Here is a 22,089-nt window from a genome sequence, read left to right on the forward strand (position 1 = left end):
ATTTTTTCCTTATAACTGATATAATTCTTGTTAAACTTCTATGCATTTTAATCCTATACTCCTCAACGATTTCAAAACCAACCTCATCTATCATTGGTTTTAAGTCAATGTAATGTGGAGATGCCATACATAAATAAGCGTCGTCTTTCATATTATCATAAATTGCATGGAAAAATTCTTTAAAAATTTCTTCACCATCGACATCGCCTGTGGAAGTAGAAATTCCATAAGGAGGGTCAGTAACTACACTATCTACCTTTTCATACATTTTAAGTTCACGAACATCTAAATGAAAGGTCCTATAATCAGCAATCCCATAATAATCTAAATTAACAGCAGTCCCATTTTGCATTTTCCAGTAAACATCGGATCCTACCAGTTTACATCCGATTAATCCTGCTTCAATTAATATCCCTCCAGTTCCACAGAATGGATCTAATAATAATTGACCTGGTTTAATTCTAGATAGATTAACCATACACCTAGCTAATTTCGGATTCATTGAACCTGGATAGAAAAATGGTCTTTTATGAGGTTTACTATTTTCAAAATGTTTTTTATTTAATTTCATTCTCTCAATAGCAATATATAAATCATCGCCATGGGCAACTACTCTTATAAGTGTTTTAGGTTTGGATAATGATACTTTAATATTTTCACAATTATCTAAAATCAATGTTCCAAGTTCCCTTTCACAACCTACAGTGTCTACTTCGGAACGAATTCTTTTAACACGCACTGCAAATGTTTCGTCAATATATTCAGACCAATCAATACTTTCAACGTCACTGCCTAAAGTAGCTGCATGAGATTTAATAATCATTTCATGGATTTCATGAGTATAACCTAATCTTCTTGTTAAGATTTCATAGTAGCCATATAGCTTTTCGCAAGGAATATTTCTTAAGATTACTATTCCTTCAGTTACATCATCAACTTTAGCTTCAATATTTTCACATTCCATTACCGCTTTTAATTCAGCCAATGGCAATTCAGGATGTTCTTGTGATTGTATACATAATAATTCCATTAAAATTCACCTAAATCCAAATATATTCACTACTTTTTTAAAAAGAAATTTTGGAATAATCTTAAATATTAAACCTCTTTTAATAAATTCCCGAACAAGCACAGACTGATTGTCCATATCCCCATATTCAGATATTATTCTTTCACAATCATTTTTTTTTAGTTTATCAAAAAAGTAGTCAATGTCCTTAACATCTAATAAATTAAGTGTCTTTTGCACTTTAAACTGATAGTTAAATTCTTTTGAGTATTTTTTTCTAAATTCATCTTCATATCCTTTTAATATACTAAGGTCATCTTTTAAAATTGCATCGACAATATATTTGCTGGCTATTTTGCAGCTGTCAAATGCCATCAGTAATCCTCCGCCGGAGGTGGGTTTTATCTGAGATGCTGCATCACCTATTAAAAGTGATCTAGATTTAACTAATCGATTTTTATGATCATATATTGGAATAAAACCTTTATATTTTTCAATTATTTCAAATTCTTCAAAATTTTCATTTAAAAACTCATATAGAATTTCATCCTGCCTCTTGTGAGATTGACTGAAAAATAAACCTACACGATAGAGATTATTCTTTAGCGGAATAATCCATAAAAATCCCGGCAGAATATTTTCCAGCAAATAAGTATCTACATAATCATTTATCTTTTTATCTGATTTTCTGAAATTATTCATATTTTCATCGTCTATTCTAACAAGCATCTGTGATGCGGGATAGCTTTCTTGTTTATTTCCTATAATTTCAGATATTTTGGAGTCATATCCATCGCAACCAATGATGATTTTTGAAGTTATGCAATCTTTTTTTGAAAAATATACTATTCCATTTTCAATATCTCCATCAACCACTTTTCGAGTGACTAATTTTGCACCATTTTCTATAGCTCTTTTTAATAAAAATTGGTCATAAGCAATCCTGTCAATTATATATGCAACATTTTCATCTTTTTTAACATTTAAAATATGATTTTGAGAGTGAAGAAATGCTCCCTTAACTGTGTTTAATATTACTTCATCAGGTAATTCATTATACTCAAAAATATGCATGCTTAAGATTCCTGCACATTGTAGAGGATAACCAATTTGTTTTTTCTTATCTAAAATAGCTACATTTAATCCGTTTTTAGCTAGGCAATATGCTATTGTTGAACCTACAGACCCTGCTCCAACTACCACTACATCAAAATCGAAATTCATTATAATACCTTATTTCTTAAATTTATCAAAATGTCTTCGGATGACTTTTTCGGAAGAGTCTGCATCTTCTGCATCATTTGTAGCAGGTTCTTCAACAACTTCGTCATAATGAATTTCGTTTTCATTGTTTTGGTAGTAATCTTGACTACTATAAGAATAATCATCTCTTATTTGATTATAATAATCATCTTGTTGAGAAGTGTTTAGAGGTTTGCCATATCCTGTATCATAAGGTTCATATTCATACCTATGCGGCAAAGGCTCATTGTTTTGAAAATCTTCTGGGTAATAGTCATATTCCCTTCTAGGAGAAACATTTCTCTCATGAGTTATCGGAGTAATCGGTTCGTATTCATCATAATAATAGTCTTCATAATGTTCCTGTTGAGGAAATCTTTGTGGTGGAGCTTGGAAATTTCTTGCCTCATTGATTTGGGAAAATATTATATCTTCAACTTCTGAAGGGTTTGAGATATTTTTTAACTCCAATAAGTTGTTATCATAAGCACTGAATACCTTTATTGATCCAATATTGAAAATTTTTGCAAAAATGCTTTGAGAAGTATTTAAGTCCTGAATGGTTCCATAAGGCATGTAATTTTTTTTAGTGGACAATACTCCAGATTTAATAATGATTTTGCTATCGGTTAAAATATATTCCTTTGAGTACCATCCAACTAATTGCCAAATAATATAAATAACATCAATAAGAATAAGAAGAAAAAATGCAATGGCTGCATATCTAGTTAAGGAAAGCTTAACATAGGATATTAAATATACTTGCATTCCCCCTATAAACTCAATAACTGCCGGTGAAATGATTAAAATTAAAACTAGTATGATAATCCCATAAATAGCTTTTTTACAACCTAAAATCATATTAGGTTTAGTTTTATAAAGGACCCTATCACCAGATTGTCCATCATTATTAAATAACATAATTATAGATTATAATTTATTTTAAATAAATGTTTAGGGTCTGTCAAAATTTAATTGCAGAATAATGTTTATTGAGCAATTTAGCATGAAAAGATTTAATATTCCTTTAATGCTCAAAAAATTGGAAAAATATTATGCTGAAATTCAGAATACCTAATACCGCTAGTGAAAAAAAGATTTTAAAATAAGCCTCAGCTCGCCCATCATTCATCACATATCAGAGCTCATAGGGTTCATCATAGGCCTATTATTTTTAATTAAAGTTATCCGAACATTACGCCAGCTTCTGTTTTGAACAATTCGTCTTCTTTAGTTTTACTCATGACCTTATCGATAGCATCCATAAAATCATCTATAGTAACTTTATCACGTTTTTCACGAATTGCAAACATACCTGCTTCAGTACATACTGCCTTTAAATCTGCACCAGATAATTCATCAGTTAACTCAGCAAGCAAGTCAATTTCTGCTTCATCATCTAACGACATGTTTTTAGTATGAATTTTAAGAATTTCACGTCTTCCATCAATATTTGGAAGGGGAACTTCAATGAATCTGTCAAAACGGCCAGGACGTAATAATGCAGGGTCCAGGATATCCGGTCTGTTGGTTGCACCAATAATTCCGATATCTCCTCTGGATTCAAATCCGTCAAGTTCTGCTAAAAGTTGCATTAGAGTTCTTTGAACTTCTCTGTCTCCACTAGTGGAACTTTTAAGTCTTTTAGCTGCAACAGCATCTAATTCATCTATGAATATGATTGCAGGAGCTTTTTCTTTTGCAAGTTCAAAGACTTCACGAACAAGTCTTGCCCCTTCTCCAATGTATTTTTTGACAAATTCGGAAGCTACAATCTTAATAAAAGTAGCATTGGTTTCATTGGCTACTGCTTTTGCAAGCAAAGTCTTACCTGTTCCAGGAGGTCCATATAATAAAATTCCTTTAGGCGGTTCAATACCGATTTTTTCAAATAGTTCAGGTTCTGTTAAAGGAAGTTCAACAGTCTCTTTTACTTCAATAATCTGTTCCTCTAAACCACCGATTTTTTCATAAGTTATATCCGGTTTAGTTTCAATTTCCATTCCAGAAACATTTGCATCTTTTTCAGACGGTAAAACTTCAACAATACCGAAAGTTTGTTGATTTAATGCTACTCTAGAACCCGGTACTAATAATTTTTCATCTAAGAATTTTGAGTAGTTAACAAGAAAACTAGGCCCAGTACTGCTTTTTACAGTCATTCTATTATCATCTAAAACTTCAGTTATAGTAGCCAGTACTAAAGGGGGAGATCTAAATCTATCTACTTCAGAACGTAATGATTTAGTTTCTCGTTCTAGTCTAATTTTTTCATTTTCAATTAGGACTTTATCCTTTTCTAATTTCCTAACTTTCCACATTAAGTTACTTTTAGCTTTGGATTTATCTTCTCTTAAAGAAACTATCTCCTCTTGTAGAGATTCTACTTTTTCGATTAATTGTTCTTTTGACGAATTTTCCAAATCATTAAAATCATCCATGTGAATCATCTCCAGTTAGTTTAATTTTTATACAACATGTTACTTTAATAACAATTAGTAACTTTAAAGTATTTAAAGGTATTCATTTTTACTGATACTAACAATCATTATATAAGACAATTAATATATAATTAATTAAAAAATATGAGGAACTGATTAAGATGGAATGTGAAATCTGTGGCAAACCTGTACCTGAAAACAATCCGATAAAAGCAAAAATTGAAGGATCAGTTATGATTGTTTGTAAAGAGTGTGCGAAACTTGGTAAAATCCAAAAAACACCTCCTAAACCAAAATTTGCAAAACAAAATAAAGCAAAAAGACCTGCAAAAAATAGAAATAAATCATATGCTAAAAGTGAAGAATCCACTGAAGAGTTAATTGAAGACTTTAGTATTGAAATTAGAAAGGCCAGAGAATCAAAAAATTGGTCTCGTGAGGATTTAGGTAAAAAAATCAATGAAAGAGTTTCTGTTATTTCAAGAATTGAAACCGGCAAAATGACTCCTGATAATAAACTAACTAAAAAACTAGAAAAAACATTGGATATAAAATTACTTGAAAAAATAGACAATATCGATTTAAATCAATTTATTAACAGTTCATCTGGAGAAAGAAGTTTAGGAAATATTATGAAAATTAAAAGAAAATAGCTATTTATAGCTATTTAATTTATCATTTTTAATGTGCCTTTCTTTTTTATTTACTTTATAATCAATCATCCCATCATTAACGGCTTTGTGTGAATGATATCCCTGGAAATCTTGAGCATTATTCAAAACATATTCCAATTTAGAATAAGCACCATATTCATGACTTACAACTACGACATGAGCGGGAGGATGGATTTTTTTAACTTGTATAATGCTTAAAGTAGTATCTTCTTTTACAAAAAATGCAGCGGCAACATTAGAGGTTGTTTTAAGTTTTGAATTTAAAATTCCTTCTACTAATGAATCTGCAAAAGCAGCATCAACTACTTTAGGCTTTGATGTTAAATTCAAATTACCATGACGTTCTATATCTGCAATTGCATTAAGTAATTTAGAATTATTTTCACCACGAATCAATATTAACGCCATAATAATCACCTATTTTGGAAAGATTTCAACAACCTTGATCTGAATACCACTAACAATATTAAAATAATACCTACTGCAGTTTGAATGCTTCCAAGAATATTTAATATATTACCATCAATTGGCAGGTCCCAAACCGGAGCAGACCGGTCTCCTGGAAGTGCAGTATAGTAAACACCAACTGCTTTAGATCCTTGTTTTACATTAATATCTTTAGGTTCCACATGATCAACGCCCATTAAAAGACCATTATTAATACCTCTATTAATAGATCCTGCAATAGCAGATGCATCATAACCATATTTTGCAACAGATGCTTCTACAATTTCAGTAGTAGTAGATGCTAATCCCGGCTTATCACTTCCATAAACTGACACACTAACTGAATTTTGACTTACGGTTAAGGCAGAACCTAGTGCTTCATATGCATAAACAGTTCTTAATTCTCCACCACAAACCGGACACTTATCATAAGCTTCCGCTGCAGGAAAACCCATAGCCCATCCACAGTCATCACAAACCTTGGAGTATTTTTCATCCATCGGATAACCTGATGTGTTCAAATCTTTAGGAGTGAACATGTCTGAAGTCGAAATTCCAGATACTAAGTTTACTCCACCACCACCATATTTTTCACCAGAATCTTTAGCTACTTCCCCCATAGCTTCAGAGAGAATTGTAGTGGCAGGATATCCATCTCGAATCATCTTTCCAATATTCATTGCAGTTTCTTTTCTAACGCTATCTGCAGTACCGTATAATGGGTTTCCTGCAGTATTCCTTAAGTGAATAATAGCTCCTTTTTCACCAGGCTGTAGTGTAGCTACACCACTAGTATAAGGAGTTACTTTAATTTCATTACTTGAATCATCTACTGTGATAACGTATGCATTAAATGATCCGCCAATAGCCGCCCCCATACTTGGACCGCCAACTAACAAACGAGCACCTTTGTATTGAGATGCTAATGAAGCTGCTGAAGCTGCAGATGCATTGTTTTCTAAACTTGCTACAGCATCCACAATAGAGTCCAACCTTGTATCAGAACTACCAGTACCTCCAGAAAGTACTGCAAAATGATTATTTTTAGACATTAAAAATGTTGACTGAAACATGTTGTCTGCAAAAGACATACTTCCTGCAGCAGCACCATTTGGATCTTCACCTGAAGGGTCAGTGATAACAATAATGTTACAAGTAGCCGCGACACTACTCATAGTCATTAATGCAATAATTAAAAAAACAATCGATACATGAAATGCCTTATAATTCATCCACTCACCCCAGTTGTTTTATTTTCTAATTCAACAGAAGAAAAGTCTTCTATAACTGTTACTGTAACAACACCCGTATTTTTATCTACTTGAACATCTGCAGCAGTAATTGGTTGTACAGATGTTCCGGGCACTGTTGACCGTGTTGCAAATTCCTGCGCCGTTTGTATCGCATCCTGCAGCGAAACTTCTCTTTTAGAAGTTTTTAAAATATCACCATAAATTACACTACCATCCCTAAAACCAGCTTGCATAACATTATATCTAATCGTATCTACAGGTACAATATCATTACCTTTGATAATTACACCAGAAATAGGAATTCCGTCATTAATATCCTCAGATGATGCGAATGCAACATATGTGATTAAACGACCACAAAGAATCAAAATAAACGCCAATAATAAAATTATTAATGTGTCTCTCCTAATCTTTATAAACATGATTATTTCCTCTTGTATCAATATTCTCAATAAAAGAATAAATTATACATTTATTATATTAATTGATATGATATTTAAATTTATATTATATTGTCTAAAAGTGACTTAGCCGGGTCCATTCCTTGAGCGCCAATTAATAAAATAATATCTTTTTTATCTGCTTTTTTATAAACTTCCAATAAACAATCATTTAAATTATCAAAATGAGTAAATTCAATGTTATTTTTATTTAAAGTATTGAAAAAAACTTCTCTCTCTTTTGGTTTGACAAAATTCGATTCATTTACTACATCATTACTGGAAGACAAGTACACATTGATATTTCCAGTCATTGACTCGACTAATGCATCGGCATTTAACTGATTGATTTCAACTCCTCTTGAACCTCTTATTGCACAAACTAATTGTAGTTTTTGGTTTTGAGGCAGTAATTTAAGAGTTTCTGAAATTGTTGCCTTAATCCCATCAGGATTATGTGCAAAATCATCATAAATCAATGGTGCATCATTTAATTTAGCAAAACGTCTGTTTAATGCCTTATAAGTTTTAACTCCCTCAACAATATCATCCATATCAATATTTAAAGATATGCAGGCACCAATAGCTGATAAAATATTTTGTATGAAATGATTGCCTTTGAATGGCAATTCATCTATGGATAAAATTGAATTATTCCTGTAAACTATATCTTCACCATCAAAGTAAACTGCATTCTCATCATCAATTTTAGACATTGAAGTATAAAATGGATTTTGAACCTCTAAACTTCTAACAAGTTCATCATCATGATTTAAAATAGTAATTCCATCCCCAATAGCTTTCGGAACTGCTTTAATTTCTTCAAAAACATCATCAATTGAGTTTACAAGACCGATATGATCCATTGCAACATTAGTTATCACACCTACCTGAGGGCTAATGGCTTCACTCATTAATGCAGCATGACTTTTCATTAAATTATTTAACCAACCCTGAACTTCAGACACCTCAATAACTAGATAATCCAAATCACCATTTTTAGATACTTCATCATATACCAATTTAGATACCATTGGATCAATTAGAGTATTGAATTCCGATTCACTATCAGTATTAGTGAGTACATGATAACCAGCATTATTTAAAATATGATAAATTAAATGTGAAGTTGTTGATTTTCCATTGGTTCCGGTTATTATAATATTTGTGGAACCCGGAGAATATTTTCCAATAGTATGTGCAAGTGCATAAGCATTTGCAAGTTCTATTTTATCAGTAATGATTAATGGGAAATTAAGTCGTTCTGCCAATTCAATAGCACCGTCCTTTGGAGTTTGTGTAATGAGACATGCAATATTTTTATTAAATGCCATTTCAACACCAACTGCATTAATCCAATGGCGTATGACAATGTCTCCAGTATGTGCTTCATTTAAGAAAGTAAATTTACCGGTAAAACCATCTATAGAAAAGAATTCATTATTGCCTATGATTTTACCATCAACATAATCCGCTAAATCTTTAATATATTTTAACTCTTCACTTCTTGTAATCTTCAGTACAAAGTTTTTAGCGACTTCCATATCTTTTATAACAATTAATGGGAAATTTAATCTTTCAGCAACTTCAATAGCTCCATTTCTAGGTTCAGGAGTTACAAGGCAGGCAATATTTCTATCGAATGCCATTTCAACACCAACCTGATCGATCCATTCCCTTATGACAATGTCACCAGTATGTGCCTCATGTAAAAAAGTAAATTTGCCTGTAAATCCATCAATTGAAAAAAACGCATCATTTCCATAAAGTTTTCCATTTATAGAATTGGTCAAATCTTGAATATTCATAAAAATCACCTATAAAAATCACCTAAATAAATTAGAATAAGTACATCTTTAAAAGAATACCTAAGATACATAATAATACTGTAAAACCTAAATAACTTGATACAATTTTTACCTCAGACATACCGTAATGGTTTAAAGTATGATGAAGAGGCTCAACTGGTAATTTAATAATATGTGCTCTGTGCAGCAAACTAACTACAACTGAAATAACCGGCACGCCTAATGCAAGAACACCGAAGTACGGTATATCACATACTAAAACAGCCGCGGCATAGCCAGTACCTAACACAAATGATCCAACATCCCCCATGAATATTGATGCAGGATGTTTGTTAAATACTAAAAATCCTAAACATAACCCTGCAATTATTAAAAACAGAGGTATGATTGTAGCCGGTCCAAATAAATAACCATAAACACAACATGCAATTGATGCAATTCCAACAATACCTGCGGCAAGACCGTCCATACCATCAATCAGATTAACAGAATTGATAGATCCTAAAACTGCAATAACCACGACAGGAATAGCAAATATACCTAATTCAAAACCACCCAATGTAGTTACGACACCAGTTAGTCCTAAAAATAATCCTAAAACAATTTGACAGAGGATTTTTTCTGATTCTTCAGGTTCTGTTTTAATTGGAACTTCACCAATTACCTCAACTTTACCTGATTTAAGCAAATCATCAACTTCGGCTTTTGCTTTAGGAGTTGCAACACGAACTTCTTCATTAGGTTCGACATCCAATCTTCCTAAAGTTATAACCTCATTAGACGTATTGACAACAATCTTTTGAATTTCTTTAACTTTTAAACCTATTAAGTCATCGACTAAACCAACAATTCCTCCAGCGAGCATGATGAATGATACTATTAATATTGGTGTATTTTGATAATAAAGTGCAATTATTAGAGAAATTGTGAATAAAAATGCTATACCTCCCATTGTAGGAGTACCACTTTTATGTCTATGTTCACTAACTATAGGATTATCTGCTATCCTTGCTTTCAACAATATCCTTTTAACATACCAAGTAAAGAATATTGTGGCACACAAAGTTATTAAAAAAAGAATTAACATATCTGTATTATTCATTATTATACCACATTCTACATATTTTTACATTATTAAAATATATATCCATAATAGTATATAATTATAACTTATAACACAGATTTAAGTCAATTTATCAACTAATTCATCAAGTTCTTCTTTTGAATTAGCTCTTGCAGTAACTCTCTGATATCCTTCCGGACCATGTACAACAAAATCATTATGTTCAAAAGATTTTATAGGTTCATTAGGTTTGGGACCCTGATAATTACCTACCGGAATTTCAGCTGAATAATAATATTGGAGTTTATTCGAAATATTAGCCAAGCTAAACTCACCAATAGCCATATTTACAAGTTCGCACAATGAGTTTACGCCACAAGTAGCTGTTGTTAAATATCTAGTTCCATTTGGACGAGTATTTACTTCAATGGCATACAATTGATTATTTTTCCTTGAATACATGAAATCCATTTCAAATATCCCATCTGAATCTAAATTTCTAGCTATTTTATAAGCCGTATGTTGAACTAGATTATTATCCAATCCTTCCACCATGCAAGGGCCAGATTTAATTTTATTTAATGGATGAGTTCCTTCTAATGTAGTTTCACCTTTATAAATTGGCGGCAAAGCTACAAATTCACCATTGAACCCCAATACTTCAACAGATATTTCCGCTCCTTCAATGAATTCTTCGCATAAAGCTTCATCAAATTCGTTGAAATATCCCTCCACCTCATCGATGTATTTAGCTACTTTAATATCTTTTCCACCCTGTCCTTCACCCTGTTTTAAAACGACTGGAAATTCAAGGGCCAATTCATCAGGACTGTGCAATATTTGATAATTTGGAGTTGCAACATCAATTTCTTCATAGAATCTTTTTGTTTTGATTTTATCAGAAGTTAACTCGACTGCACGCACACCCGCTGCAACAACCGGTATTCCATATTCCGCTTCAACTTCTTCTTTCATATGAGCAATATCAATTAAAGGAGGATCTATTCCAATTAATGGCACAATAGCATCTACTTTGTGCATTAATGCAACTTGTTTTGGACCATCCATCCCCCGAGGAACAATAAACACCTGATTAGGCAAATCAAGGTTGATAGCTTCCTCATTTGATTCTGTTAATATACTTTCAATATCCTTAGACTTAACATACCAATCTAAATCGTCATATAATCTTGAACCAATAAATAATACTTTCATAATATAATCCCTTTTAATATTTCTATAAACTCTTCTGCTGCTTTTCTAACTTCAAATGTTGGATTTTCACCCCAATCCATTGTTTCAGGTTCAATTCCAACGAAAATTATTTTAAATTCAGTGTCTCTCTCAAGATATCTTACAAAAAATGATAAAGACATTGAATGAGTTGAAATACCGATGCTTGCAAAGTTATCTTTATCAACAATTTGCATATCTCCAGGATGAGAATCCATCAAACATGCATCAACTATTATTAAATGAGTGGGATTTTCTTTTCTGATCTTGCCTGTGAAGTTTTCAGGTACGGTTTCGCCATCAATGAAAAACAGGTTTTCATTTTCGATGTTTTCTTCTTTAAGCTTCCTTATAATAAATGGGCCTATGCCGTCGTCACTTTTAAGCTCATTACCTACACCTAACACAATTAATTTTCCACAATCAGATAAAAAATTATCTAATTGAGATTCAAAGCTCATTATTCCACCTACAAATATTTAGTTTCAATAGTCTTAATCCCTTTTCCCATAATATATTTTAGTTCAACATGTATAAAGTCATTTACTTTTACTTTATGTTTTTCTAAAGGGATTAATAACGGCGGGTTGAGCATTGGTAAGGGTCCTGCAATAAGATTATCATTAAGTTTTGTGTAGGTGGTAATTTTCAATCCATTTGCCAAACCTGATCTATTTGCTTTTAAGGTTAGTTCTTTTATAAATTTAGGGTTAATCTCATCTGAGAAGTTAAATTGAGAGTAAACAATTTCATCGGAAAGTTCTTCATAGTTTGCACATTCATCCCAGTGAATATACTCTCTCTCAAGATTAACTAATTGTACAGTATTGATTATTCCTTGAGGAATTATTCTTCCATCTTTTTTAAGGAATTTTTTAGCATGATTTAAAACTGGGATTTCTTCTTCATCAATTAATGCTGTATCTAACATTTCACAAACTATTAAATCTGCTTTTTTTGTAAAATCATAATCCAAAACATTACTATTGACTACCTGAATATTTTCAAAATCCTCTAAATTTTCTTTTGCACAATTATACGTTTTCTGTTCTATTTCAAGTGATATTATTTCACTAAATTTTGAACTTAAAAAATAAGATAAAACACCACTTCCGCAACCTAAATCATATGCTAAATCAGTGCCTGAATCATATTCGTTTATAGCTTGGAAAAAAACCGCTAAACGATTATGATCTTTAAGCAGATCATGATGATACGGGGTGGTTTTAAATTTCATGAAAAAAAATAATAAAAAAAAGATTTAATGATTGTGAGTATGATTGTGTGAATATCCTGGCTCTTTAAAATCTTCTCCATTAGCAGTGCTTGTAAGTTTTACGTGTTCCACACCTTTAAGTCTCATTATCCTTTCAGTCAAATCACGTATATCAACAATATCTCCATTTACAACTACAATCTCCATACAATATTTATCAGTCATATGAATATGCATACTAGTAGTGATTTCATTTCTAAAATTATGCTGGATGTCTGCCAAGCTTTCCATAACACCAGTATAGTGGTGATCGTAGATAATAGTTATAATCCCTATTCTTTCTCCTTCCATGGAATTCATCCATTGATATCTTACAATATAATCTTGAAGTGCATCACGGATTCCTTTTGAACGAGATTGATAACCTCTCTCTTTTAATACTTCATCGAAATCAGCTAATAATTTCTTAGGTAGTGACATACTTATTCTCATCATAAAAAAACACATCAAAAATTCAATTATTATACTATATATTACATTTTAACTTATATAAATATTATGATGAAAATGTAAAATAATAATACTTAAATAATAAAAATTGTGTAAAAAATATTATTCGACAAGCAAATAATATTCTCCATCATCCCTATTAATAGTTTTTAAAAGCCCTTTATTCTGAAAAGACAATATAATATGGTACATTCTAAAATTAGTGAGTTGTAAATCTCCATATAATAAATGACCCTCTAAAGTATATTTGGAAATAAGATTTTTTTCATTAACCAAATGTTTAATTAATTTATATGAATCTTTCTCTTTTTGGTTTAATTCCAATTCTTCTAAGTCTTTTTTAGAATTAACAGTGTTGATTTGCTTTTCACTCTCAGATAAACTAGCCTTATTATTTTTAAAAATAATTAAATCCTTATCCTGGAGTTCTTCGAGAATCTGAACTAAATCATATTCATGAAATCCCAATTCCGATTTAAGTAGTTTAAGTGGAATTCCATCAGGATATTCAATATTGAAAATTTTTATCTGATTTAAAACAACTTCTTCATTACGAGTAATATTAATCATATAATCAACAATTAATTATAGTAACACATATTATTTAATATTTATGACAATTGCATCTCTTTTTCTAATGCTTCAGCTTCTTGTTTGTTTTTCTCAGCAATTTCTTCTGGAGTTAAATTAGAAGGTCTTGTAAAAAATAAATCAATATCATCAACAACCTGACAAATTGACATATGAACAAGTTCTTTTAAGGCCAAACTCTTTTGAACTCTGTTTAATGATTCATCAGCATAAATCTTATCATGGTCATCTTGATAATCGCTGAGGATTTTATCCTGGTCTAAATTAAGTTCAAGGAAATCTTTAGAGTAATCCTCTGTAAGGAGTAAAAAGTTAATCAGCTCTTCTTTTTCTTTAGTGAAATCTTTATCATTATTTTCAATTACCTCATAAAAATAGCTGCTTACAGATTGGAAAACATCCCTTGAAGCATTGCCTGTTATAATGTTCTCCATAAATAAATCGAAAGTGTCTGTAATATAATATTTGGCATTTTTCTCCCGCGTATTGAAAACTAGCTCATTTTCAACATTATCCACATATTGAATTATGATGATGTCTTGAGCCTTTTCAAATGTTTTGACATTAAACTTAGAATTTTTTAATTTATAACCGCTATTTACTTTTAAAGCATTTTCAACATTTTCAATATCTTCTTTTGAAATTTCAATAAAACCGCCAATCATTTTTAAACTCCTACCTATTAGTATATGTTTAAGTAATTAATAGTTTTTATTAAATATAATAAATTTTATAAATAATCATATGAAAGCTGAAAGCATATTGATTGAACTTAAAGAATTATCTAAAAATGATAAAGTTAAAAAATCAGAATTAATGACAATTCTTAAAAAATACGCCCGTATTATCTCAGTTCAAGATTTAATGATGGCTACAGCACATATGAGAAAAGATGGTGAATATGTTCAGGCAAATTACCGTGAAAAATATCTGAAAGTATACATAAAATATTTTATCATGCGTATGAAAGAAGTCAAAGAAAAAGAAGATTACACCGATTCAACAATTGATAAAAAATCTTTTGATGATTCCTTTCCAATGCTTAAAAAAACTTTTGAAAAAGAAAGATTGTCAAATAACAAAAAAGATAAATTTCCATTAATTTATGTCATTACAGCATTGTACACAACTTTTATTTTAGAAGAGCCGATACATCCAGTTGGAAGTGAATTTCCCGGAAGTTTATTTGTTGAAAAAAAAGGGGGGAAATTTCTATGTCCCGTTAAAGATAATCAGAAAGACAATACCAATGCGATTTGTCATTTATGCCTTGCAGAACAAACACCTGAAAATTAAAGTGATTAGATGAATATTTGCTTATATGGATCTGGAAGTAGAATTATAGATACGGTTTACACCAATGAAAATTACAAATTAGGTTGTCAATTGGCTAAAAAAGGACATACTCTTGTTTTTGGTGGTGGAGACACAGGAGTGATGGGAGCATGTGTGAAAGGAGTTCATGACAATAATGGAAAATCGATTGGAATTGCTCCAACATGGATTTGGGAGTTTGAACCGTTATGTGAAAAATGCAGTGAACTCCTTTATGTTGACACAATGGAAGAGAGAAAACAAAAGTTTTTAGAACATTCTGATGCATTTATCATATCTCCTGGAGGAATTGGTACATTAGATGAATTTTTTGAAATAATAACCCTTCGTAAATTAAAACAACACAACAAAGAGATAATTGTATTCAATATTAATCATTTCTATGATAAAATGCTTGAAATGCTTGATGAACTGAGTGAAAAAGGATTTTTATACAAACAGGAAGAGATATTCAAAGTAGCTAATACCATTGAAGAAATATTCGATATATTATGACTGATAAGATGATAAATGTTGCCGATACTCATTTAGAAGAAAGTTTACCTGCATTAAGGTTAACAGGTTTTCTTGGATTTGAAGCTGATGTATTGAATACAGCAATGCCTAGAAAATTTAAAAAAGGGTGCTAACAATGATAAGTGATGAAGAAACTTTAAAATTAACTAGAAAGTTAGAAAATGCCAATAATATTGATATTAAAAAAACAATAGAAAAAGCTATAACGGCAGGTTATCTCGGTGAAGAACACTTTTACTGCACTGTCATTGAAGAAGGCGGCTTGACACATACCATTCCTGAAGTTTTAGGAAACAGATATAAATCACAACCCTTGGATAACCTATATTTTGACATTATATCTAAAGCCCTTGATCTTGATGGAATTTATATTTCCTTAGGTTACTGTGCATCCAATTTAATTGTCCCAGATGAAGATTGTGCTGAAATAATAGAATATGATGATTATGACCTTGATGAAGATGAATATGAATATTTAATAGAATATGCTTTGATAACCGCAGATGGCGTTAAAAAGTTCAAGGTTTATGGAGAAGAAGGTATTGCTGGGCATGACCGCCTTGAAGATGTTGGACTTATAATAAACATTATTGATGGTGATTATAAAGCTTATTTTGCACTCAGGTCAACTGATCAATGCATGTCTAGTTTTAGAATCATGCCATTTAGAGAGGAATATCAAAAAGAACATCCGTTATCACTTAAAAATCCAATTAACAAAATTTTAATTGAAATGATTGATGAATCTGTTGTTTTAAAATAGATTTGAATAATAATTACTCTTTAAATATTTTTCTTAATTCTCTTCTAAGTAATTTCCACCCATTCACTCTTGGAAGTTCGTCAAGTGCAAATATTTTTCTTGGAACTTTATATCGGGATAAGTTTTCACGAGCAAAATTAATTAAACCTTCATCATCAGCTTCCCCCTCCCATACAACAGCGGCTACTGGGAGTTCTCCTCTGTGACAATCATTTATGCTAAAAATAGCTATTTCTTTAACTTCAGGATATTTAATTAATACTTCTTCAACTTCCGTTGGATAAATTTTCCATCCGCTCATTACAATCATATCTTTTTTACGATCGGTAATGAATAAACGATTATCTTCATCAAGGTATCCAATATCTCCAGTTAAAAACCATCCATCTTCTAAAAATGAGGATTTAGTTTTTTCTTCATTTCCCCAGTATCCTTTTGCAATTGCAGGACCTCTAAGTGCAATTTCCCCTTGTTCATATTGTGGAAGGATTTTATCACTATTGTGTTCATCTACAATTTTAACTTCTGAAAAACAAACCGGATGACCTACACTTTCAAATCTATCTGCTTCACGATAATCTTCAGGCCTAATGACAGTTCCTGTTCCTATTACTATTGTTTCAGATAATCCATAAGCATTTATAATTGGTACTGCATAAGTTTCATGGAAATCTTTCCAGATCTTTTTATGTAATGGCCCTCCACCTGAGATGATTTCACGAACAGTTTTTAACTCTTCACGTTTGTCCATTGTAGTTAAAGAGTGTATTACAGGAGGCATTCCAGTCAAAACTGTTACTTTTTCTTTTTTGCATAAATCAAGGTATTCGTCAATGTTAAATTGTTCCATTAAAATGTAATATGCTGCGGCTCTTAAAGCGGCTATTGACCATGAAAGACCAACATGCGCCATCGGATAAATTCCCAAATAAACATCATCTTGTTTTAATGTTAATACGTCACATTCATTGTGAATTGCAGTAAAATAATTTCCATGAGTTAACATTGCACCTTTAGGTTGACCAGTAGTGCCTGAAGTGTATTGCAATTGGCATAAATCATCCCAATCAGTATTTTCCGCTTCAAGCACATCACATTTTTTAAAATCACTTATGTTTTCCGGAACATATGTTGTTATATTAATCATATCCTTTGCTTTTTCATCAGTAATCATTAATTTGGCTTTAGAGTCACTTACAATATAGTTAAGTTCAGAAGTGGTGAAAATACGATTTGTTGGAATGGCAATAGCTCCAATTCTCCATATTGCAAATAATGAAAACAAGTATTTTTCTGAGTTATTTAAGTAAATTAAAACACGATCCCCTTTTTCGATTCCTGATTCTTTTAAATTCCTTCCAATTTCAGAAATTATTGATAATATTTCTCCTGAAGTGTATTTTTCACCACTTGTGGGGTTGTACAATACATTTTTATCCAGTCTTTTTGAGTTTGCATCCAAAAAAGTAGTAATGTTCAACATTATGTCAGCTCCTTAACAATTGCTTTTGTTACATCCATTGTAGAAGAATCTCCACCTAAATCAGGAGTTCTAATTTTACAGTCTGACATTACTTTTTCAACGGCATGTTTTATGTTATTTGATATGTCCCATTCTCCTAAGTAATCAAGCATCATGGAAGCAGACAGTATCATTGAACATGGATTTGCTATATTTTTTCCTGCAATATCTGGTGCGGAACCATGTACTGGTTCAAATAATCCATTATGATCTCCAATATTTCCAGAAGGTGCTAGACCTAGTCCTCCAACAAGTCCTGCACCTTCATCAGACAATATATCTCCAAATAAGTTACTTGAAACAATTACGTCAAAATTTTGAGGTTGAGTTACCAAATACATCGCCATTGCATCAACATAGCAGTCTTCAGTTTTGATTTGCGGATACTCTTCAGCTATTTTATAGAAGGATTCCTTAAAAACGCCATCTGTTTTTTTAAGCACATTGCTTTTGTGAACACAGGTAACCTTTTTCTCTTCCCTTTTGATACATAAGTTAAATGCTACTTTTGAGATTCTCTCAGAAGCGTGTCTTGTAATATGGCGTTCAGCAATCATTTTATTCTCATCACCGTATTCCACTTGTGAATATAATCCTTCTGTGTTTTCTCTTACAATAACAAAATCAATATCGTCGCATATGCAATTAACACCCTTGTATGATTTTATAGGTCTTATATTTGCATATACGTTTAATGCTTTTCTCAAGTTTATAATAGGGCTCGGTTGTCCGGGTGTTGATGTTGATGCTCCAAATAGTACCGCATCACTTTTATTTGCTATTTTTATTGTTTCTTTAGGCAATGTTGTTCCTATTTTGTTAAAACACTCAAAACCTGCTTTTCCATATTTGAAACTGAATTCCAAATCTAATTTGTCAAGCAAGTATTCACATGAGCTCATAACTTCTTGACCTATTCCATCTCCACCAATTACTGCTATGTTATACATTTAACTCCCTTAAAATTTTTTGTATATTAATAATTTATATTTATAGTATTTATGCATTTATAAATTTTGTTCGTATAATATCGAAATACTTTTATACTATATGGAATATAAAGGATATTAATTACATGTAAAAAGTAGTTAAATATCTTATTGAAAAAGAGGGATAAAAATGGAAAGAAGTATTGACGATTTAATTCAATTATTAAATGATGATGACGAATTTGTTATTGAAGATGCAATGGGAGAATTAGAATTAAGAGCTGATGAAGCAGTTGACCCATTAATTGATGCATTATCCAGTAGAAAAAAACAAATTAGATTAAATGCAGCAATATTGCTTGGTGCAATTAATAATTCTAAAGCAATTCCTGCTTTAATTGAAACTTTAAACGATAACAATAAATTGGTTAGAAGAGAAGCATCAACTTCACTTTCAAGAATGGGCGAACCGGCTGTTGATCCGTTAATTGAAATATTAAATGATGAAAATTGGAGAATAAGAGGAGCAGCTGCTTGGGCACTTGGAAACTTAGGCAATGAAAAAGCTATTCCTGCACTTGAAAAATTACTTGCTGATGAAAGTGGTTTTGTAAGGAAAGGAGCACAAAGTGCGATTGAATCAATAAATAAATAAATTTTTTATTTATTTTTTACTTTTCACTTGCATTTAATGGTTAATTTACAATTATTTATTGAACATTGCCCTATTTATTTTTTTAATTTGAAAGGGATAACTAGATTAATTTATATTTCACCCATTTTGAACATTAAATGAACCGTTTATAAATTAAAGACATCCCATATTCTATTAAAGCTCAAAAAATGAAAAAAAAAGAGAATGCTAAAAGAATAAATATCTTGGTGTTCTATCAAGATATTCTTTATATTCTTCACCGTATTTTTCCAAACAAAAATGCTCCTCTTCAACAATAGTCCAATGCTGTATTACGCATCCGATTATTTTAAGTATTATTATTAAATATGAAGAACACATAATACCAACACCTATCCATATGAAAAAATCACTAATATACTGAGGATTTCTTGATATTTTATAAACTCCTTTTTGAACAGGTTTGCCCACAGGAGTGCTTGCATAATTAAATAAAGAAATTTCATAGATTATCATATTTAATATGAAAATAAATGCACCTAAATAAAACAATGAGGATTCATAATCCACAGGGACAAAAAATGAATAAATTATTATCCCCCACCATGATAAGGTTATTATTGAAAATTTGAGGGAATTAATAACCTTATTATTATCTTTTGTATAATCTGATTTTGATCCTCCAAAAAAGCGTTTCCAGGACTCTTTAGGAAATTTTAAGTAGATTGCAAACATTCCTAAGAGATATATGGTGCTAAAGTACCATGCAGTATAAAAAATCATTCTTCCTCCCAATTTTATGAAGTACTCCTGTTTTTAAAATTTTATCACTTAAAAATTTAGCAAGAGCTCCTCCCCAAATTGAACCACAGACAAAAGAAATGGTGAAATAGTATATGAGAAGAGGAATCGATACAACTCCCAGACCGATTACAAAATAACGATTAATAGATCCTAAAATACCTACTATTCCCCCAATTAACATAATATACCATAATTTTAGATTATTGTATTTTTTTATGATAAACATTATTTCAATAGGTAAACCTAGCAATAATGCAAAATAAAGCATTAAAACTCCATATGGCGTGAATGGTATTTGGATTAAAAATATTATGACTGCTGCAAAAAGTGCAGATCCTTTTTTTCTAATTAAATATCCCACCATAACTATGGGAAAATAATATGTTCCAGTTAAATATATGTCTAAAAATGGAAAATTCGTTGACCATCCTGCAAAATAAGTTAATGGAATGTATAAAACACCCAATGCAATAGATAACATTGCTGTTATCATTATATCATGTGTTGACCACTTTTTATTTTTATTCATAAAATCACCAAGTAGACGATATCGTCGGTTAATACTTATTATGAATAATTTATTATTATAGTATTTAAATATTGGCATTTTAATAAAATTCTGAAAGAATACTTAATTGAAAAAATTCTTGAAGTAATTTATTGTTCTCTTCAAAAGACTCATTTTTATTAAAAATTGTTGAATATAACTTTATTGAATGAAAAATATCAGATAAAAAGCTGATTTTTTTCTTAAGGATTGCTTTGTCAACCTCAAATAATGACAAATACAACTTATCAACTATAATGTCCAAATATTTTTTTTGAGTTTTTGAAGAAAATTCTTTAAATTTAGGATTGGACATAGCCTCTAGTAAAAACATTGGATATATCTTATTTTTTTCTTGAACATTATTAATAATCTCTAAAACGTTAAATACAAATGAATCTAAAATTTCCTTATTCGATCCTTTTAAATTTAAATTATTAATAAAATCAATGTTATTTTTAGTATCCTCTTCAAGAATCATTAAAAAAATATCTTCTTTATTATTAAAATAATAATAAAATCCTCCTTTAGAAAGAGAAGTTTCATTAATAATATCCTCCATTGTAGTGTTTGAATATCCTTTTTTTAAAAAAACTTTAAGAGCTGCATCCAATATCTCTTTAATTCTTTCTTCAGAGGTTTTTCTAATAAAATCTGTCAAAAAACCACCAATGATTATTTAGTTAATCATATTATATCTTATTAAATATATTTAATAAAAACCTTGTAGAAACCATATCAAAATTTATGGTAATATCGAATTTATTTAGTTGTTTTGTCTAAATAAGTCATATAAATTCTTTATTTTTAATTTTAACATGTTTTTCATTCATTATTATTTTTCACTTGAACATGTACTTAGCAAAAAAATTTTTCAAAAAATACTTAGATTTTGATTTTAGGCGATTTAATTACTTTAATTTTTTTTACACTTGAAATATAACTTACTATTATCCAAATAATGCGATAAATAACTATATATAGTAAAATGGAGAATATATATTAATATGTACAGAAAAATAAAATATTCTCCATATTATTATTTGAATTCAAGACAGTTAAACCTTTCGAATTTTGGACTTAAAATTAACAATGAAACTCAAGAAGAAAAA

The 22,089-nt window shown here is 30.5% G+C and carries 26 protein-coding genes (1 of these 26 running past the window's edge); 6 read left to right on the top strand and 20 right to left on the bottom strand.

Features of this window, described 5'->3' with window-relative positions:
- The 4 genes from Q9969_RS09545 to Q9969_RS09560 form a co-directional block, all read right to left on the bottom strand.
- Positions 1 to 1,030, bottom strand: partial view of a TIGR01177 family methyltransferase gene (locus tag Q9969_RS09545; protein ID WP_305557184.1) — the 5' portion only. It extends 8 nt beyond the left edge of the window; 1,030 of the gene's 1,038 nt are visible here — the first part of the coding sequence; it begins with the start codon at positions 1,028 to 1,030; its stop codon lies off the left edge, out of view.
- 6 nt (positions 1,031 to 1,036) lie between these two features.
- A complete protein-coding gene (locus tag Q9969_RS09550; RefSeq protein ID WP_305557187.1) occupies positions 1,037 to 2,233 on the bottom strand; it encodes an NAD(P)/FAD-dependent oxidoreductase in 1,197 nt (398 codons plus the stop codon).
- Positions 2,234 to 2,242: 9 nt separating this feature from the next.
- A complete protein-coding gene (locus Q9969_RS09555; protein WP_305557190.1) occupies positions 2,243 to 3,172 on the bottom strand; it encodes a PH domain-containing protein in 930 nt (309 codons plus the stop codon).
- Positions 3,173 to 3,435: 263 nt separating this feature from the next.
- The gene (locus Q9969_RS09560) at positions 3,436 to 4,674 is read right to left on the bottom strand and encodes a proteasome-activating nucleotidase (RefSeq protein WP_305512588.1); all 1,239 of its coding nucleotides are present in this window, start codon (positions 4,672 to 4,674) and stop codon (positions 3,436 to 3,438) included.
- Positions 4,675 to 4,853: 179 nt separating this feature from the next.
- Between Q9969_RS09560 and Q9969_RS09565 the strand changes: the two genes are divergently transcribed.
- Positions 4,854 to 5,345, top strand: coding sequence for a multiprotein bridging factor aMBF1 (locus Q9969_RS09565; protein WP_305557204.1), 492 nt, complete (start codon positions 4,854 to 4,856; stop codon positions 5,343 to 5,345).
- On the opposite strand, the gene Q9969_RS09570 is transcribed toward Q9969_RS09565, so the two are convergent.
- From Q9969_RS09570 to Q9969_RS09620, 11 genes are all read right to left on the bottom strand, one after another.
- A complete protein-coding gene (locus tag Q9969_RS09570) occupies positions 5,346 to 5,774 on the bottom strand; it encodes a DUF356 domain-containing protein (protein WP_305557206.1) in 429 nt (142 codons plus the stop codon). It lies immediately after the preceding gene.
- Between the two features lie 5 nt (positions 5,775 to 5,779).
- Entirely contained in the window at positions 5,780 to 7,045 is a 1,266-nt protein-coding gene (locus tag Q9969_RS09575; RefSeq protein WP_305512350.1) for a hypothetical protein, read from the bottom strand.
- Positions 7,042 to 7,488 (bottom strand): hypothetical protein, encoded by a 447-nt coding sequence (locus Q9969_RS09580; protein WP_305512352.1) that lies wholly within the window; start codon positions 7,486 to 7,488, stop codon positions 7,042 to 7,044. The genes Q9969_RS09575 and Q9969_RS09580 overlap by 4 nt, the downstream gene beginning before the upstream one ends.
- 80 nt (positions 7,489 to 7,568) lie before the next feature.
- Positions 7,569 to 9,050, bottom strand: coding sequence for a Mur ligase family protein (locus Q9969_RS09585; RefSeq protein WP_342766074.1), 1,482 nt, complete (start codon positions 9,048 to 9,050; stop codon positions 7,569 to 7,571).
- A 295-nt stretch (positions 9,051 to 9,345) separates the two neighbouring features.
- Positions 9,346 to 10,416: a phospho-N-acetylmuramoyl-pentapeptide-transferase gene (locus Q9969_RS09590; protein ID WP_305557213.1), complete on the bottom strand. Its 1,071-nt coding sequence runs from the start codon at positions 10,414 to 10,416 to the stop codon at positions 9,346 to 9,348.
- 81 nt (positions 10,417 to 10,497) lie between these two features.
- A complete protein-coding gene (locus Q9969_RS09595; RefSeq protein WP_305557216.1) occupies positions 10,498 to 11,592 on the bottom strand; it encodes an ATP-grasp domain-containing protein in 1,095 nt (364 codons plus the stop codon).
- Positions 11,589 to 12,071, bottom strand: coding sequence for a hydrogenase maturation peptidase HycI (gene hycI, locus Q9969_RS09600; protein WP_305512360.1), 483 nt, complete (start codon positions 12,069 to 12,071; stop codon positions 11,589 to 11,591). Before hycI ends, Q9969_RS09595 begins: the two co-directional genes overlap by 4 nt.
- An 8-nt stretch (positions 12,072 to 12,079) precedes the next feature.
- On the bottom strand, positions 12,080 to 12,847 hold the full coding sequence (locus Q9969_RS09605) for a methyltransferase domain-containing protein (RefSeq protein ID WP_305512362.1): 768 nt from the start codon (positions 12,845 to 12,847) through the stop codon (positions 12,080 to 12,082).
- Between the two features lie 24 nt (positions 12,848 to 12,871).
- Positions 12,872 to 13,318 (bottom strand): nickel-responsive transcriptional regulator NikR, encoded by a 447-nt coding sequence (nikR, locus tag Q9969_RS09610; RefSeq protein WP_305557320.1) that lies wholly within the window; start codon positions 13,316 to 13,318, stop codon positions 12,872 to 12,874.
- 120 nt (positions 13,319 to 13,438) lie between these two features.
- The gene (locus tag Q9969_RS09615) at positions 13,439 to 13,906 is read right to left on the bottom strand and encodes a hypothetical protein (RefSeq protein ID WP_305512366.1); all 468 of its coding nucleotides are present in this window, start codon (positions 13,904 to 13,906) and stop codon (positions 13,439 to 13,441) included.
- 41 nt (positions 13,907 to 13,947) lie between these two features.
- The gene (locus Q9969_RS09620) at positions 13,948 to 14,592 is read right to left on the bottom strand and encodes a hypothetical protein (protein ID WP_305512368.1); all 645 of its coding nucleotides are present in this window, start codon (positions 14,590 to 14,592) and stop codon (positions 13,948 to 13,950) included.
- A 79-nt stretch (positions 14,593 to 14,671) separates the two neighbouring features.
- Between Q9969_RS09620 and Q9969_RS09625 the strand changes: the two genes are divergently transcribed.
- The 4 genes from Q9969_RS09625 to Q9969_RS09640 are packed head-to-tail and all read left to right on the top strand — an operon-like array spanning position 14,672 to position 16,541.
- Complete coding sequence (locus Q9969_RS09625) at positions 14,672 to 15,223, top strand: DUF2115 domain-containing protein (protein WP_305557219.1); 552 nt, start codon at positions 14,672 to 14,674, stop codon at positions 15,221 to 15,223.
- Between the two features lie 9 nt (positions 15,224 to 15,232).
- Complete coding sequence (locus Q9969_RS09630; protein WP_305557222.1) at positions 15,233 to 15,757, top strand: TIGR00730 family Rossman fold protein; 525 nt, start codon at positions 15,233 to 15,235, stop codon at positions 15,755 to 15,757.
- Positions 15,754 to 15,891 (top strand): hypothetical protein, encoded by a 138-nt coding sequence (locus tag Q9969_RS09635; RefSeq protein WP_305512376.1) that lies wholly within the window; start codon positions 15,754 to 15,756, stop codon positions 15,889 to 15,891. The genes Q9969_RS09630 and Q9969_RS09635 overlap by 4 nt, the downstream gene beginning before the upstream one ends.
- 2 nt (positions 15,892 to 15,893) lie before the next feature.
- On the top strand, positions 15,894 to 16,541 hold the full coding sequence (locus tag Q9969_RS09640) for a hypothetical protein (RefSeq protein ID WP_305512378.1): 648 nt from the start codon (positions 15,894 to 15,896) through the stop codon (positions 16,539 to 16,541).
- Between the two features lie 13 nt (positions 16,542 to 16,554).
- Here Q9969_RS09640 and Q9969_RS09645 read toward each other — a convergent pair whose 3' ends face one another.
- Both Q9969_RS09645 and aksF read right to left on the bottom strand, forming a co-directional pair.
- Positions 16,555 to 18,024: an AMP-binding protein gene (locus Q9969_RS09645; RefSeq protein ID WP_305512380.1), complete on the bottom strand. Its 1,470-nt coding sequence runs from the start codon at positions 18,022 to 18,024 to the stop codon at positions 16,555 to 16,557.
- Positions 18,024 to 19,013 carry a homoisocitrate dehydrogenase gene (gene aksF, locus Q9969_RS09650; RefSeq protein ID WP_305557225.1) on the bottom strand — a complete coding sequence of 330 codons (990 nt, stop codon included), beginning with the start codon at positions 19,011 to 19,013 and terminating at the stop codon, positions 18,024 to 18,026. The genes Q9969_RS09645 and aksF overlap by 1 nt, the downstream gene beginning before the upstream one ends.
- A 169-nt stretch (positions 19,014 to 19,182) precedes the next feature.
- On the opposite strand from aksF, the gene Q9969_RS09655 reads away from it, so the two are divergent.
- Entirely contained in the window at positions 19,183 to 19,647 is a 465-nt protein-coding gene (locus tag Q9969_RS09655) for a HEAT repeat domain-containing protein (RefSeq protein WP_305512383.1), read from the top strand.
- Between the two features lie 207 nt (positions 19,648 to 19,854).
- Here Q9969_RS09655 and Q9969_RS09660 read toward each other — a convergent pair whose 3' ends face one another.
- The 3 genes from Q9969_RS09660 to Q9969_RS09670 all read right to left on the bottom strand — a co-directional run bounded on the left by Q9969_RS09660 (position 19,855) and on the right by Q9969_RS09670 (position 21,638).
- Complete coding sequence (locus Q9969_RS09660; protein WP_305512385.1) at positions 19,855 to 20,409, bottom strand: methyltransferase; 555 nt, start codon at positions 20,407 to 20,409, stop codon at positions 19,855 to 19,857.
- The gene (locus Q9969_RS09665; protein ID WP_305557228.1) at positions 20,381 to 20,959 is read right to left on the bottom strand and encodes an ECF transporter S component; all 579 of its coding nucleotides are present in this window, start codon (positions 20,957 to 20,959) and stop codon (positions 20,381 to 20,383) included. Before Q9969_RS09665 ends, Q9969_RS09660 begins: the two co-directional genes overlap by 29 nt.
- 79 nt (positions 20,960 to 21,038) lie before the next feature.
- Positions 21,039 to 21,638 carry a TetR/AcrR family transcriptional regulator gene (locus Q9969_RS09670; RefSeq protein WP_305557231.1) on the bottom strand — a complete coding sequence of 200 codons (600 nt, stop codon included), beginning with the start codon at positions 21,636 to 21,638 and terminating at the stop codon, positions 21,039 to 21,041.
- Positions 21,639 to 22,089 lie beyond the last annotated feature (451 nt).

It is taken from the genome of Methanobrevibacter sp. V74, from assembly GCF_963082495.1.
Lineage (GTDB): Archaea > Methanobacteriota > Methanobacteria > Methanobacteriales > Methanobacteriaceae > Methanocatella.

Bases quoted from the DNA above. Each gene is read 5' to 3' on its own strand.
- Q9969_RS09595 (WP_305557216.1), bottom strand. From the start codon at position 11,592: ATGAAAGTATTATTTATTGGTTCAAGATTATATGACGATTTAGATTGG.
- Q9969_RS09625 (WP_305557219.1), top strand. From the start codon at position 14,672: ATGAAAGCTGAAAGCATATTGATTGAACTTAAAGAATTATCTAAAAAT.
- Q9969_RS09615 (WP_305512366.1), bottom strand. From the start codon at position 13,906: ATGATTAATATTACTCGTAATGAAGAAGTTGTTTTAAATCAGATAAAA.
- Q9969_RS09590 (WP_305557213.1), bottom strand. From the start codon at position 10,416: ATGAATAATACAGATATGTTAATTCTTTTTTTAATAACTTTGTGTGCC.
- Q9969_RS09565 (WP_305557204.1), top strand. From the start codon at position 4,854: ATGGAATGTGAAATCTGTGGCAAACCTGTACCTGAAAACAATCCGATA.
- Q9969_RS09585 (WP_342766074.1), bottom strand. From the start codon at position 9,050: ATGGAAGTCGCTAAAAACTTTGTACTGAAGATTACAAGAAGTGAAGAG.
- Q9969_RS09630 (WP_305557222.1), top strand. From the start codon at position 15,233: ATGAATATTTGCTTATATGGATCTGGAAGTAGAATTATAGATACGGTT.
- Q9969_RS09580 (WP_305512352.1), bottom strand. From the start codon at position 7,488: ATGTTTATAAAGATTAGGAGAGACACATTAATAATTTTATTATTGGCG.
- nikR (WP_305557320.1), bottom strand. From the start codon at position 13,318: ATGAGAATAAGTATGTCACTACCTAAGAAATTATTAGCTGATTTCGAT.
- Q9969_RS09605 (WP_305512362.1), bottom strand. From the start codon at position 12,847: ATGAAATTTAAAACCACCCCGTATCATCATGATCTGCTTAAAGATCAT.
- Q9969_RS09575 (WP_305512350.1), bottom strand. From the start codon at position 7,045: ATGAATTATAAGGCATTTCATGTATCGATTGTTTTTTTAATTATTGCA.
- Q9969_RS09660 (WP_305512385.1), bottom strand. From the start codon at position 20,409: ATGATTTTTTATACTGCATGGTACTTTAGCACCATATATCTCTTAGGA.
- Q9969_RS09640 (WP_305512378.1), top strand. From the start codon at position 15,894: ATGATAAGTGATGAAGAAACTTTAAAATTAACTAGAAAGTTAGAAAAT.
- Q9969_RS09555 (WP_305557190.1), bottom strand. From the start codon at position 3,172: ATGTTATTTAATAATGATGGACAATCTGGTGATAGGGTCCTTTATAAA.
- Q9969_RS09570 (WP_305557206.1), bottom strand. From the start codon at position 5,774: ATGGCGTTAATATTGATTCGTGGTGAAAATAATTCTAAATTACTTAAT.
- Q9969_RS09665 (WP_305557228.1), bottom strand. From the start codon at position 20,959: ATGAATAAAAATAAAAAGTGGTCAACACATGATATAATGATAACAGCA.
- Q9969_RS09620 (WP_305512368.1), bottom strand. From the start codon at position 14,592: ATGATTGGCGGTTTTATTGAAATTTCAAAAGAAGATATTGAAAATGTT.
- aksF (WP_305557225.1), bottom strand. From the start codon at position 19,013: ATGTATAACATAGCAGTAATTGGTGGAGATGGAATAGGTCAAGAAGTT.
- Q9969_RS09645 (WP_305512380.1), bottom strand. From the start codon at position 18,024: ATGTTGAACATTACTACTTTTTTGGATGCAAACTCAAAAAGACTGGAT.
- Q9969_RS09635 (WP_305512376.1), top strand. From the start codon at position 15,754: ATGACTGATAAGATGATAAATGTTGCCGATACTCATTTAGAAGAAAGT.
- Q9969_RS09550 (WP_305557187.1), bottom strand. From the start codon at position 2,233: ATGAATTTCGATTTTGATGTAGTGGTAGTTGGAGCAGGGTCTGTAGGT.
- Q9969_RS09655 (WP_305512383.1), top strand. From the start codon at position 19,183: ATGGAAAGAAGTATTGACGATTTAATTCAATTATTAAATGATGATGAC.
- hycI (WP_305512360.1), bottom strand. From the start codon at position 12,071: ATGAGCTTTGAATCTCAATTAGATAATTTTTTATCTGATTGTGGAAAA.